This window comes from Bradyrhizobium jicamae (assembly GCF_018130695.1).
GTDB lineage: Bacteria > Pseudomonadota > Alphaproteobacteria > Rhizobiales > Xanthobacteraceae > Bradyrhizobium > Bradyrhizobium jicamae_B.
The window spans coordinates 36,991-50,086 of record NZ_JAFCJX010000025.1; the positions used below are offsets into that span (position 1 = coordinate 36,991).

The 13,096-nt window shown below is 64.8% G+C and carries 11 protein-coding genes; 8 read left to right on the forward strand and 3 right to left on the reverse strand.

The window, feature by feature from the left end:
* Positions 1-127: 127 nt before the first annotated feature.
* Together JQ604_RS30315 and mutS are read right to left on the reverse strand one after the other, a co-directional pair.
* Positions 128-1,138 carry a hypothetical protein gene (locus tag JQ604_RS30315; protein WP_212364366.1) on the reverse strand — a complete coding sequence of 337 codons (1,011 nt, stop codon included), beginning with the start codon at positions 1,136-1,138 and terminating at the stop codon, positions 128-130.
* A 123-nt stretch (positions 1,139-1,261) separates the two neighbouring features.
* Positions 1,262-3,985: a DNA mismatch repair protein MutS gene (mutS, locus tag JQ604_RS30320; protein WP_212364367.1), complete on the reverse strand. Its 2,724-nt coding sequence runs from the start codon at positions 3,983-3,985 to the stop codon at positions 1,262-1,264.
* A 215-nt stretch (positions 3,986-4,200) separates the two neighbouring features.
* On the opposite strand from mutS, the gene pcaF reads away from it, so the two are divergent.
* The 3 genes from pcaF to pcaG all read left to right on the forward strand — a co-directional run bounded on the left by pcaF (position 4,201) and on the right by pcaG (position 6,813).
* Positions 4,201-5,409, forward strand: coding sequence for a 3-oxoadipyl-CoA thiolase (gene pcaF / locus JQ604_RS30325; protein WP_212364368.1), 1,209 nt, complete (start codon positions 4,201-4,203; stop codon positions 5,407-5,409).
* A gap of 105 nt (positions 5,410-5,514) precedes the next feature.
* Positions 5,515-6,216, forward strand: coding sequence for a protocatechuate 3,4-dioxygenase subunit beta (gene pcaH / locus JQ604_RS30330; protein ID WP_212364369.1), 702 nt, complete (start codon positions 5,515-5,517; stop codon positions 6,214-6,216).
* Positions 6,217-6,813, forward strand: a complete 597-nt coding sequence (pcaG, locus tag JQ604_RS30335) for a protocatechuate 3,4-dioxygenase subunit alpha (protein ID WP_212364370.1) — start codon at positions 6,217-6,219, stop codon at positions 6,811-6,813.
* Positions 6,814-6,825: 12 nt separating this feature from the next.
* Here pcaG and JQ604_RS30340 read toward each other — a convergent pair whose 3' ends face one another.
* Complete coding sequence (locus JQ604_RS30340; protein WP_212364371.1) at positions 6,826-7,869, reverse strand: LysR family transcriptional regulator; 1,044 nt, start codon at positions 7,867-7,869, stop codon at positions 6,826-6,828.
* Between the two features lie 209 nt (positions 7,870-8,078).
* On the opposite strand from JQ604_RS30340, the gene JQ604_RS30345 reads away from it, so the two are divergent.
* From JQ604_RS30345 to JQ604_RS30365, 5 genes are all read left to right on the forward strand, one after another.
* Entirely contained in the window at positions 8,079-9,287 is a 1,209-nt protein-coding gene (locus tag JQ604_RS30345; RefSeq protein ID WP_212364372.1) for an ABC transporter substrate-binding protein, read from the forward strand.
* Positions 9,263-9,988, forward strand: coding sequence for a nitroreductase (locus tag JQ604_RS30350; protein ID WP_249158891.1), 726 nt, complete (start codon positions 9,263-9,265; stop codon positions 9,986-9,988). The genes JQ604_RS30345 and JQ604_RS30350 overlap by 25 nt, the downstream gene beginning before the upstream one ends.
* 27 nt (positions 9,989-10,015) lie before the next feature.
* Positions 10,016-10,573: a DUF4863 family protein gene (locus JQ604_RS30355; RefSeq protein ID WP_212364373.1), complete on the forward strand. Its 558-nt coding sequence runs from the start codon at positions 10,016-10,018 to the stop codon at positions 10,571-10,573.
* Positions 10,574-10,719: 146 nt separating this feature from the next.
* On the forward strand, positions 10,720-11,700 hold the full coding sequence (locus tag JQ604_RS30360; RefSeq protein WP_212364374.1) for a LysR family transcriptional regulator: 981 nt from the start codon (positions 10,720-10,722) through the stop codon (positions 11,698-11,700).
* 137 nt (positions 11,701-11,837) lie between these two features.
* The gene (locus JQ604_RS30365; protein WP_212364375.1) at positions 11,838-12,974 is read left to right on the forward strand and encodes an ABC transporter substrate-binding protein; all 1,137 of its coding nucleotides are present in this window, start codon (positions 11,838-11,840) and stop codon (positions 12,972-12,974) included.
* The last annotated feature ends 122 nt before the right edge of the window (positions 12,975-13,096 follow it).

The window sequence follows — 13,096 nt, forward strand, 5'->3', positions numbered from 1 at the left end:
ACTTCGGCAGTAGCTGCGTAGGGTGGGCAAAGGCGCGCTTGCGCCGTGCCCACCATCAAGAGCACTGGCGGGAATGGTGGGCACGCTTCGCTTTGCCCACCCTACGGCACCGCCGGCACCATCGCCTTCAAGAAGACGGTGACCTCTCTCCCTGGTGCCTCACCATAAAGTCGCCACGCGACCGCACGGCCGGGTTTGGGTCCGCCGCCAGTTGAGCCACCAAGTGTCCCTCATCCTCAATTTGAGACCGCACGCCGATCATGGCATCTGCGACCGTCTTCCGAACGAAGGCCGACCTGTCGCGAATGCCGGCGACGATGAAATCGACGACGGGACCATCGGTCTGGATGTCGCGGGTCTCGAGCTTGGGAACGCGCCGTCGCAGGCCGTAGACCTTGTCGATCCACGCCCACTCGAAGCCGGCGTGCCACGCGGCTTTCCGGGAGATCAGGCATTTGTACGCGATCGCGCGGACGGATGGTTGAATGGCGGTTGCTGCCAACTTCGACAGATGCTGATCGGAGTCGGGAAAGCGCAACGCGTTGCGAAGGCAATCGCCCATCGGACCGGTGGGGGTGTCCTGTAATCGCTTCGCCAAAGCCGCAAGAACGTCTGCGCGCGCGAAGACAAGATCGAGCATGTGTGCCTCATCGCTCCAACGCTCCCAGGCGAAGCGACGTCCGAGCAGATACGCGGCTGCATCCGCTGCAACGTCTGCTGCGACATCAGGTGCAAGATGCTTGACGCACCGTGCCGCGGCCTGGCGAACCGGTCCAACCCAGTCATTAAGCCTCAACGCAAGAGCCGCTAGGAAGAATGGCGAGGTCGGCGGCGTGGCGATGCGGCAGAGCGCCGCTTCCCGGAGATAGCCGCTGGGGTGGAACAGGAATAGCCACGCGAAGTCCGCATTTGTGGCGAGCAATTCCCGGTCAGATGGAAAGGGAGCAGGCGGCGCTTTCGGCCAGAGCCGGTCGGTGATCCGTTGGAAAAACAGGTTTGTCCGGCGCGCCGGGATGATTTGTCGCGGTTGCTTTTCCGGCTGCCACCAGCCGAGTCGAGCTGTCGTCGCGATGTCCCGGCTCGCACGGACGATGAGATGCGTCGGCAGCGCTGCGAGTTCGGTAAGGATGTCGTCCAATTCACGATTGGTTGCTGGCCGTGTGGCAAGCATGGCCGAAAGCGATGGCGAGAGGATGGGCCGAGCAGGCGATGACATACCCCAGCTTGGCAGCATTCTCCGGTTGTTGGAAGCCGCGCCAGGCTACTTCGGCAGTTTCGCCCGCAACGCATACAGCGCGTCCAGCGCCTCGCGCGGCGACATCTCGTCGGGGTGCAGCGCCTTCACTGCCTCGATTAATAGCTCGGCCTCCGTCGGCGGCGCGGCTTCCGCCGCCGCGCGCGAGGGCACCGCGAACAGCGGCAGATCGTCGACCAGGGCGCGCGCGGTCTGGCCGCGGTCCTGGGCTTCGAGTTTCGCCAGCACCGACTTGGCGCGCGCAATCACCGCTGGCGGCAGGCCGGCGAGCTTGGCGACCTGGATGCCGTAGGAACGGTCGGCCGAGCCTGGCAACACCTCGTGCAGGAACACGACGTCGCCCTGCCATTCCTTCACGCGAACGGTCGCGTTGAACATCCGCGGCAGCTTGGCCGAGAGCGCGGTCAGCTCGTGATAATGCGTCGCGAACAGCGTGCGGCAGCGGTTGCTCTCATGCAGATGCTCGATCGCGGCCCAGGCGATCGAGAGGCCGTCGAAGGTTGCGGTGCCACGGCCAATCTCGTCGAGGATCACCAGCGAACGCTCGCTCGCCTGATTCAGGATCACGGCGGTCTCGACCATCTCGACCATGAAGGTCGAGCGTCCCCGCGCCAGATCGTCGGCCGCACCGACGCGCGAGAACAGACGGTCGACGATGCCGAGCCGCGCCCGCGAGGCCGGAACGTAGCTTCCGATCTGTGCCAGCAGCGCGATCAGCGCGTTCTGGCGCAGGAAGGTCGATTTACCGGCCATGTTGGGGCCGGTGATCAGCCAGAGCTGGCCGGACTTCTGCGCCGGCGCCGGCGACAGATCGCATGCGTTCGCAATGAACGGCTGACCGTCACGCTTCAGCGCCTGCTCCACCACGGGATGCCGCCCGCCTTCGATCGCAAAGCTGAGCGAGCCATCGACCTCGGGCCGCACGTAGTTGTCGTCGACCGCGAGTTTGGCCAGCGCGGTCGCGACGTCGAGCATCGCAAAGGCATGCGCGGCGTTACGCAGATCATCCGCGGCCGCAAGCGCCATCGCGCTGAGGCGATCGAAGATCTCGAGCTCGAGATTGAGCGCGCGGTCGCCCGCATTGGCAATCTTGGCCTCGATCTCGCCGAGCTCGGATGTCGTGAAGCGAACCTGTCCCGCCAGCGTCTGGCGATGGATGAAGGTCGCGTTCAGCGGCGCGGTCATCAGCTTGTCGCCGTGCTGCGCGGTCACCTCGACGAAATAGCCGAGCACATTGTTGTGCCGGATCTTCAGGCCCTTGATGCCGGTGTCCTCGGCGTAGCGCGCCTGCATCGCCGCGACCACGAGGCGCGAGGCGTCGCGCAAGTTGCGGCTCTCGTCGAGGGCTGCTTCATAACCTTCGCGCACGAAGCCGCCGTCGCGCTTGATCAGCGGCAGTTGCTCGGACAGCGCGCAGGAAAATTCCTGCGCGAGATCGCGCGAGGGTCGGCGCAGTGCCGCCATCACGGCGGCGACTTCGGTCGGCGGATTGTCGAGCTGCGCCAGCAGATCGAGTGCCTGATCGGCGGCGAGGATGCCGTCGCGCAGGCCCGCGAGATCGCGGGGACCGCCGCGACCAACCGACAGCCGCGCCAGCGCGCGCGACATGTCGGGCGCGACCTTCAGCACGGTGCGGATGTCCTCGCGTGCCGCGCTGTCGGCGACGAACGCTGCGATCGCATCGAGCCGCCGTGCGATCGCGGCCGCATCGGTCAGCGGTGCGGCGAGCCGCTGTGCGAGCAGGCGCGAACCTGCCGCGGTGACCGTGCAGTCGATCGCATCGAGCAGTGAGCCGCGGCGTTCGCCGCCAAGCGTGCGCGTCAGCTCGAGATTGGCGCGGGTGGCCGGGTCGATCGCCATCGTGGTGCCGGCGGCCTCGCGCGCCGGCGGCGACAGCGGCGGGCGCTTTCCGACCTGGGTGCGGTCGATATAGGTGACGGCAGCGGCAGCCGCGGTCGCTTCCAGCCGCGACATCGCGGAGAGGCCGTCCATGGTCGCGACCGCGAAATAGTCGCAGAGCCTTCGTTCGGCGGTGGCGGAGTCGAAGACGTCGCGGGTCAGCGGCGTCACCGCCGGCAGCTCGCGCAAGGTCGGCGCGAGCTCGTTGTCGCTATAAAGCGCGTCGGTGACGATCACCTCGTTCGGATTGATGCGTGCCAATGTCGCCGCGATCTCCGCAGTCGCGCACTCCGTCACCATGAATTCGGAAGTCGAGATGTCGATCCAGGCAAGCCCCAATCGATCTGCGCCCGCCGAGCCACGGGCGCGCGCGATCGCGAGCAAATAATTGTTGGTGCGGGCATCCAGCAGCGTGTCTTCGGTCAACGTGCCCGGCGTCACCAGCCGCACCACGCCGCGGCGGACCACGCTCTTGTTGCCGCGCGCCTTGGCTTCCGCAGGATTTTCGGTCTGCTCGCACACGGCGACTCTGTGGCCGGCGCCGATCAGGCGATGCAGATAGTCTTCCGAGCGCTCGACCGGCACGCCGCACATCGGGATGTCCATGCCCTGATGCTTGCCGCGCTTGGTAAGCACGATGCCGAGCGCCTTCGAGGCAATCTCGGCATCCTCGAAGAACAGCTCGTAGAAATCGCCCATTCGGTAGAACAGCAGCAAGCCCGGATGCGCGGACTTTATTTCAAGGTACTGTTCCATCATCGGCGTGACGCGCGACGGCGCTTCAGCGGACGAGGCTTCGGGGGGAACGGGGATGGACTGCTGAATGGTCATGAGGGGGCGGAAACTACAAAATTTCGCCGCGCGGTCCTACCTCCGGCGGTGGGGTTTTCCACCCTCTCCACCGTCTCAAGATACGACAAGACCTCACGCTAACGCGCGCTTGACGCGCGTTCCGGTCAATTGACCTCCGACAGGCACGCTCCTAAAACTCCGCTCAAGTTCCAAGCGATCCAGCGCCTAAACCACGGCATTCAGGGAGAGATTCAATGCGTGATGTCTATATTTGCGATGCCGTCCGGACCCCGATCGGCCGTTTTGGCGGCTCGCTCGCCAAGGTACGCGCCGACGATCTCGCCGCAGCTCCGATCAAGGCGCTGATGGCCAAGCACCCCGGCCTCGACTGGTCGCAGGTCGATGAAGTGTTTTTCGGCTGCGCCAACCAGGCCGGCGAGGACAACCGCAACGTCGCGCGCATGGCGCTGCTGCTGGCGGGCATGCCCGATTCGGTTCCCGGCCAGACCCTGAACCGGCTCTGCGCCTCCGGCCTCGATGCGGTCGGCGCCGCCGGCCGCGCCATCCGCGCGGGCGAGATCGAGTTCGCGATCGCGGGCGGCGTCGAATCGATGACGCGGGCGCCCTTTGTGATGGGCAAGGCGCCGGAGGCATTCGCCCGCTCGGCCGACATCTATGACACCACGATCGGCTGGCGCTTCATCAATCCGCTGATGAAAGCGCAGTATGGCGTCGATGCGATGCCGGAGACCGGCGAGAACGTTGCCGAGGAATTCCAGGTCTCGCGCGCCGACCAGGACGCGATGGCGATCCGCTCGCAGCAGCGCGCGGGCGCGGCGATCGCCGCCGGCTATTTCGCGGAAGAGATCGTGCCGGTGCAGGTGCCCGGCGGCAAGGCCGGTCCGATCACGGTCGACAAGGATGAGCATCCACGACCGGAAACCACGCTCGAAGGTCTCGCCAAGTTGAAGCCGATCGTGCGCAATCCCGGCACCGTGACCGCCGGCAATGCGTCGGGCGTCAATGACGGCGCGGCCGCGATGATCCTTGCCTCCGAAGCGGCGGTGAAGAAGCACGGCCTGACCCCGCGCGCGAAAATCCTCGGCCTTGCGTCGGCCGCGGTGCCGCCGCGCATCATGGGCATCGGCCCGGTGCCGGCGACGCGCAAGCTGATGGAGCGGCTGGCCAAGAAGATCTCGGACTTCGATTTGATCGAGCTCAATGAAGCCTTCGCCTCGCAGGGCATTGCTTGCCTGCGTCAGCTCGGCGTCAAGGACGATGCCGATTTCGTCAATCCGCATGGCGGTGCGATCGCGCTCGGCCATCCCCTCGGCATGAGCGGCGCGCGGCTGGTGCTGACCGCCGTCCACGGCATGGAGAAGCGGGGCGGGAAGCTTGCCTTGGCAACCATGTGCGTCGGCGTCGGTCAGGGCGTCGCGGTCGCGATTGAAAAGCTGAATTGAAACAAGGATTTGGGGAGGGCATAAACAGGACTTCCCCAGATTGATTATATCCTATAATGATCGTCGCGGGCTCGCCGGCAAACCGGCCCGGGAGGGGGATTCGTCATGACTCTGGTCTATCCGCTGCAGTCGCTCGCGGCGCATCCGGCGCGGCTGTCGCCGGCCTATCGCTCCACCGTGAAGCGCTCGCCGACCAAGCCGCTGATCCCGATGCGGCACACGCTGTCCGAGCTCACCGGTCCGGTCTACGGCCACGAGACCGTGCGCGAGCACGATCATGATCTCACCATCCAGGGCAAGGGCGAGCCGATCGGCGAGCGCATCATCGTGCACGGCCATGTGCTCGACGAGGACGGCCGCGGCGTGCCGAACGTGCTGGTCGAGCTGTGGCAGGCCAATGCCTGCGGCCGCTATGTCCATGTCGTCGACCAGCATCCCGCGCCGCTCGATCCGAACTTCACCGGCGCCGGCCGCGCGCAGAGCGATGCCGGCGGCTATTACAAGTTCATCACCATCAAGCCCGGCGCCTATCCCTGGGGCAATCACCACAACGCCTGGCGGCCGGCGCATATCCACTTCTCGGTGTTCGGCCATTCCTTCGTGTCGCGGCTGGTGACGCAGATGTATTTCCCCGGCGATCCGCTGTTCCCGTTCGATCCGATCTTCAACTCGGTGACCGACGAGAAGGCGCGGGCGCGGATGATCTCCTCGTTCGATCTCGACAACACCAAGCCCGACTGGGCGCTGTGCTATCGCTTCAACATTGTGCTGCGCGGGCGCAACGCCACGCCGATGGAGATCAAGTAAGTGTCGAACCCGCGTCCTGATGGAGTGACCCCGTCGCAGACGGTCGGTCCGTATTTCGCCTACGGCCTGACGCCGAACGGCAAGTATGAGTGGAACGACGCCTTCACCGGCAATCTGGTGACGCCCGACACCTCGGGCGATCGCATCCGCGTCGCGGGTGTCGTGTACGACGGCGACGGCGCGCCGATCGTCGACTGCATGCTGGAGATCTGGCAGGCCGACGCGCAGGGCCGTTTCTCCGATCCGCAGGACAAGCGCGCGCAGCCCAACAATTCGTTCAAGGGATTCGGCCGCGTCGGCACCGATGGCAGGGGCTGCTTTGCCTTCGATACCATCAAGCCCGGCGTGGTGGCGGATCCCGACGGCAAGCCGCAGGCGCCGCACATCGTGCTCGCGGTGTTCGCCCGCGGCATGCTGCTGCACCTCTACACAAGGATCTATTTCGAGGACGAGACGGCCAACGCGGCTGATCCCGTGCTGGCCCTTGTGCCGGCCGACCGCCGCGCCACCCTGATCGCCAAGCGCACCGGCAATGGCGTCTATACCTTCGACGTCCACCTGCAGGGTGACAAGGAAACGGTGTTCTTCGACGTCTGACGCCGGCGCAGCTCAGGCGTTCTTTGCCGCGACCTGACGTTCACGCTTGCCGGGCGGAGGCGCATTGCCGGCGCTCTGTTTCGCGCCGGACCTGACGTCCTCCGCCGACCGCCGCACCACCTCGTGCAGCCATTCCTGCGCGGGATCGCCCTCGTGGCGCTCATGCCAGAGCACGCGGACCTCGATCGGGCTGGTCGGATAGGGCAATTCATGCGTCGCAATCGCATGGGTGCGCGCGAACGAATGGGCGAGCGGACGCGGTACGATCGCCGCGAGCTCGGTGTCTTCCAACAGCGCGGGCAGCGCCAGGAAATGCGGGACGGACACCGCGATGCGCGGCGGGCTCTCGCTTTCCGCCAGCGCCTTCTCCAGGGCGGGCCGATCGAACATTTCCGATCGCCGGGCAAGGCCGCGTTCGGACAGGAAGCCGCCGACGGCACCTTCCTGCTCGCCGCCGAACGAGACGACGACGATCGGAAGCCGGGCGAAGCCGGCAATGTCGAGCTTGCCGAGCTTCCGCTTCGCACCCGTGATCAGCACGTCGTCATATTCGAACAGGAAGCTCGAGCGAAACCTTTCGGGCGGCGTCGCGAAGATGCCGATCGCAGCGTCGATGCGGCCGAGGTCGATCTGCTCGGCGAGATCGATCCGCGTCACCGGCTTGATCACGAGGTCGACGTGCGGCGCCTCCCGTCCGAGGATCTGCAGCAGCGGGGATGCGATCATCATCGTGGTGAAGTCGTTGGCGGCCAGCGTGAACAGCTTGGTCGACTTGTCCGGCTCGAACTTTGGCAGCTCGACCGCGATCTCGAGCGATTTCAGCGCCTCGCGCACCAGCGGTGCCATCCCCAATGCGCGCGCGGTCGGTTGCATGCCGGCCGTCGTGCGGACGAACAGCTCGTCTTCCAGCATCTCGCGCAGCCGGGCCAGCGAGTGGCTCACCGCGGACTGGCTGAGCGACACCTTCTGGCTTGCACGCAGCACGCTGCGCTCCTCCATCACGGCGTCGAACACCCGCAGCAGATTTAGATCCAGGGTCTTGAAGGAGACCGTCATGCTCAGGGCTCTCCCGCGGGTGACGTGCCGGTATCCGGCACGCGACAATCTCTCTGGCAGCACTAAACGTCATGCCGCAATTCCGCGCAACCGCCCCCCGATAGCCGCCATCTGCACGCCGTGCATTTGGATGCTGAAATCATTTCACTTCCGCGTTTCCCCTTCCGCAGCCTTAAATCTCGACGAGCGGCAGGCGGAGGGAAATCAAAATGCGTTCGTGGCATACATCGTTCGCTGGCATGCTGGTTGTTGCACTGCTGTCGACGGCTTCGGCAGGCGCGCAGACCGGTCCCATACGGCTCGGCGTCCTCACCGACATGTCCTCGCTCTATGCCGACAATGGCGGGCCGGGGTCGGTGATTGCCGCGCAGATGGCGGTCGAGGACTTCGGCGGATCAGTGCTGGGCCGCAAGATCGAGGTGATCGCGGGCGACCACCAGAACAAGGCCGATATCGGCAGCACCATCGCGCGGCGCTGGATCGATCAGGACGGCGTCGAGGCGATTCTCGACGTTCCGAATTCGGCGGTGGCGCTTGCCGTTCAGGGCATCACCCGGGAGCGCAAGAAGATCCTGCTGGCGACCGGCGCGGCAACGTCGCGTCTCACCGGGGACCAGTGCTCGCCGACCGGAATTCACTGGACGTACGACACCTATGCGCTCTCGCAAGGAACGACCAAGGCGATCTCGAGGCTCGGAGCGAAGTCCTGGTTCTTCCTGTCGGCCGACTATGCGCTGGGCGCGCAGCTCGAAGCCGACAGCCGCGCAGTCATTGCCGCGACCGGTGGCAAGGTCGTCGGCGCGGTGAAGCATCCGGTCAATACGCCCGACTTCTCCTCGTTCCTGCTTCAGGCCCAGGCGTCGAACGCCGACGTGATCGCGCTCGCCAATGCCGGCGGCGACTTCATCAATGCAGTGAAGCAGGCCAGCGAGTTCGGCGTCATAGGCAAGCAGAAGCTCGCCGGGCTGATCGTCTTCATCGCCGACATCGAGAGCCTGGGCTTGCAGAGCGCGCAAGGTCTGCTGCTCAGCTCGGCGTTCTATTGGGACTTGAACGACCAGACCCGCGACTGGTCGAAGCGGTTCATCGCACGACATCAGAAGGTCCCGACCATGATCCATGCAGGGACATACGGCGCCGTCGCGCACTACCTCAAGGCGGTGGAAAAGGCCGGCACGCTGGATGGCCCGGTCGTGGCGAAGCAGATGCGCGAGCTGCCGGTCAACGACTTCATGACGACGAACGGCAAGATCAGGGCGGACGGCCGGCTGGTGCGCGACATGTACCTGTTCCGCGTCAAGTCGCCGCAAGACTCGAAATACCGGTTCGACGACTACACGCTGCTGGCGACGATCCCCGGTGACGAAGCGTTCCGGCCAATGGAGGAAGGCGGATGTCCGTTCTTGAAAACCCAGTGATGCGATCCGAGGGCCGTGATGCCGGCGCTTCCTTCGACCAGATCATCCTGAGCCGCTTCGCCTGCCGCAACTTTACCGATCGCCCGGTGAGCAGGCGCATGGTCGAGGACATCCTCGATGTCGCTAGGTTCGCGCCGAGCGGTGCCAACATTCAGCCCTGGCAGGTCCATGTCGTCGCGGGAGCGCAGAAGGAAAGAATCTCCAATGCGCTGGTGAAGGCGCATCACGAAGCCCGCGATCAGCACGTCGCGGAATACACCTACTATCCGGCGGAGCTGCCGGAACCTTGTCTGTCGCGCCGCGGGCAGTTTGGCCATCTTTACTATAGCTCGCTCGGAATTGCGCGGTCCGACGCTGAGGCGCGCGCGAACCAGACCGCCAAGAACTACACCTTCTTTGGTGCGCCGGTCGGATTGATCGTGACCATCGACCGCCGGCTCGCAGTCGGAAACTGGCTCGATCTCGGGATGTTCATCCAGACCGTGCTGCTGGCCGCGCGGGCGCGTGGTCTCGACAGTTGCCCGCAAGAGACATTCGCCAAATATCACCTTCTGCTGCGCGAGATGCTGCCGATCCCCGCAGAGCAAATGGTGGTTTGCGGCGTCTCGATCGGCTGGGCGCGCGACGAGGCGAGACAATCGCCACGGCTGATGCCGCGCGCTGATGTCGCGGACTTCGCGTCATTCACCGGATTCGACTGACCCACATCAAGATATGAGGAGACCAACATGGGACATCGCGAAGAGCTGATCGCGCGCAGCATTCCCTTCCTGCGTGAAGTCAGGGACATGACTCCGGGCGCCGAGATGGAGGCGTGGCTCAACAAGACCTATGGTGCCGACAGCGCGCTCTACAAGGATCTTGCCCGCCTCATCAAGGCAGGTGTCGCGGAAGGCTGGGCCGCCAATCAGGAGATCGACGGGCCGCACTACCGGCGCAGCCGGATTCACGAACCGTCGGCGGAGACCTTCCACTTCAGCATCACGGCCGTCTACATGAACAGCAAGGATGGTCGCCGCTTCAACGATGCGGACGACCATGATCATGATGGCCATGATGATGTCCTGCGTGGCCAGTATCACGGCCATCCCTATGGCGAATTGAACCTGGTCGTGCCGCTGGACGAGGGCGCCGAGCTGATGGGATTGCAGGGCTGGCAGGGACCGGGATGGACAGCGCCCGATCCGGGCAGCAGGCACTATCCGGAGGTGAAGGGTGGTGCCGTGATCGCGCTGTTCTATCTCCCTGCGGGGCGGATTTCCTACGACTTCCCGCCATCCTCTTGAGGAGGAGGCCCGGGCTGCATCCGTCGGCAGCACTGTCCACAACCCCTTGCGTCGATCTGCAGGGCGACAAGGAAACGGTGTTGTTCGCCGCCTGATCTGCGCTAGTTTCCCGGCCGGGCCATCCGGGCCGGGAGACATTCAAGCAGATGATGACGCTTCGCCAGGTCGAGGTGATCCGGGCCGTGATGGTGACGGGCACGATCGGCGGTGCGGCGCGGCTGCTCAACGTCTCCGCGCCCGGCATCAGCCGTCTGGTCAAATACACCGAGAAGTCGCTCGGCATCCGCTTCTTCCAGCGCCAGAACGGCCGCTATTTCCCGACTGCCGAAGCCCACAACATCTTCGAGCAGATCAACAGCGTCTACGAGAAGGTCGATGATCTCACCGAGATCATCTCCAAGATCGGCCGCGGTGCGCTGTCGGAGTTGCGCGTCGGCTCGGTGCCGTCGATTTCCCAGGTGATGGTGCCGCGCGCGATCGCCCGCGTCCGCAAGCGCTATCCGGAACTGCGGATCGACGTGAACATCCTCAAGCTCGAGGAGGCCGTCGATTATCTGCTGCTCGGCCGCGGCGAGTGCGTGGCGATGAGTTATCGCCTCGATCATCCCGGCCTGGATTTCCTGCCGCTGGCCTCGGGTGAATTGTACTGCATCGTGCCGCCCGGCCATGAGCTGGCCAAGCGCAAGCAGGTCTCGGCCGCCGAGATCATCAAATATCCGCTGATCGGCATCGATCCGAACGATCCCTATGGGCGGATCATGACCGAGATCTTCGCCCGCCATCAGCTCGACTACGACATCACGATCCGCGCCCGCTTCGGCACCACGGTGTGCGCGCTGGTCAAGGCCGGGCTCGGCATCGCCGTGATCGACCAGTTCACCGTCGCCCATGGCGGCTATCCCGGCATCGAGCTGCTCAGGATCGTCGAGCCGACCCAGTTCGACACCTATGTCGCGGTGAAGCGCGGCGCACCGCTGTCGCTGCATATCGAGCATTTCATCGACTGCCTGCGCTCGGAGATGCGGGCGGTCGAGCCCGGCAAGGCCGCCCCGGCCAAATCAGCTCCGGCCAAGCCCGCCCCAGCCAGGCCCGGGGCCAAGGCGAATGGCAGATCCGGCAAAAAATAACATCATGTTATGTTTGCTACACAATTGGATAATTGTGTTAGGTGGACGACGCGGTATCGTTGAGGGGCAGTTGCAGCTGCGCAATCAACAATATGAGGCCGGCTAAACGGCCTGTGGAAGACAATGGAGGGACGGACGTGAAGTCGAAAATTATCGCTGGTTTGATGCTCGCGGCCCTGTCGGGCGGAGCTGCTTTCGCGCAGGGCGCGCCGATCAAGATCGCCGATGTTGCGGAACTGTCCGGTGGCGGCGCCACCGTCGGCAACAACTGGAAGAACGGCATCGACCTCGCGGTCGAAGAGGTCAACGCCAAGGGCGGCGTGCTCGGCCGCAAGCTCGAAGTCAGCCACGCCGATTCGCAGTCCAATCCCGGCATCGCCCGCGCCCAGGTGCAGAAGGCGCTCGACGGCGAGCCCTATGTCCTGCTCGGGCCCGGCTATTCCGGCTCGGTCAAGGTCACCGCGCCGCTGGCGGCCGAAGCCGAGATCACCCAGATCATGGGTGGCGAAGCCGCCGAGCTCACGCAAGGCGGCAACAAATATCTGTTCCGCACCTCGTTCGGCCAGCAATCATCGATGCCGAAGGTCGCCAAATACATCAACGACGAGCTGAAGGCGAAGTCGGTCGCGATCGTCTGGGTCAACAATGATTTCGGCAAGGGCGGCCGCGACGTCATCACCAAGGAATTCGCCAAGTACAACATCAAGGTCGCCGCCGACCTCTCGACCGAGGCGGGCCAGGCTGATTTCGCCGCCGACGTCAGCAAGATCAAGGCGGCCGCGCCCGATGCTGTCTTCGTTTACGTCAACGAGGAAGAGAGCGCGCGCATGCTGAAGGAGCTGAAGCGCCAAGGCGTCACCGCGCCCCTGATCGGCGAGACCACGCTGGTCGGCCAGAAGGTGGTCGAGCTCGCCGGCGACGCCGCCAACGGCGCGCGCGGCCATGTCGGCCTCACCACCGATGCGCCGGTCGATCTGGTCAAGGCCTTCCGCGAGAAGTTCGTCAAGAAGTACAATTACGTGCCCGACCATAACGGCATCAAGGGCTACCTCGCGATCTACATGGTCAAGGCCGCGACCGAGAAGATGGGCAAGGTCGATCCGAAGGGCGTTGCCAACGCACTGCACGGCCTCACCATCAAGGCTGCGCAGGAGCCGGGTATCCTGATGGACGTGACCTTCGACGAGAAGGGCGATATCGACCGCCAGGGTTTCCTGGTCGAGATCGTCGACGGCAAGCAGGTCATCAAGCAGGTGCTGCCGAAGCTGAACTGATGGAATGAGGTTACGCCGCATCGGCGCTCTACTCCCTCTCCCGCTTGCGGGGGAGGGCTGGGGTGGGGGCTCTCTCCACGAGTCATATTGTGGAAAGAGCCCCCACCCGCATCGCATCTTCG

Coding starts and splice junctions, on each gene's coding strand:
- mutS (WP_212364367.1), bottom strand. CDS start 3,985: ATGACCATTCAGCAGTCCATCCCCGTTCCCCCCGAAGCCTCGTCCGCT.
- pcaF (WP_212364368.1), top strand. CDS start 4,201: ATGCGTGATGTCTATATTTGCGATGCCGTCCGGACCCCGATCGGCCGT.
- pcaH (WP_212364369.1), top strand. CDS start 5,515: ATGACTCTGGTCTATCCGCTGCAGTCGCTCGCGGCGCATCCGGCGCGG.
- JQ604_RS30340 (WP_212364371.1), bottom strand. CDS start 7,869: ATGACGGTCTCCTTCAAGACCCTGGATCTAAATCTGCTGCGGGTGTTC.
- JQ604_RS30345 (WP_212364372.1), top strand. CDS start 8,079: ATGCGTTCGTGGCATACATCGTTCGCTGGCATGCTGGTTGTTGCACTG.
- JQ604_RS30350 (WP_249158891.1), top strand. CDS start 9,263: ATGTCCGTTCTTGAAAACCCAGTGATGCGATCCGAGGGCCGTGATGCC.
- JQ604_RS30355 (WP_212364373.1), top strand. CDS start 10,016: ATGGGACATCGCGAAGAGCTGATCGCGCGCAGCATTCCCTTCCTGCGT.
- JQ604_RS30360 (WP_212364374.1), top strand. CDS start 10,720: ATGATGACGCTTCGCCAGGTCGAGGTGATCCGGGCCGTGATGGTGACG.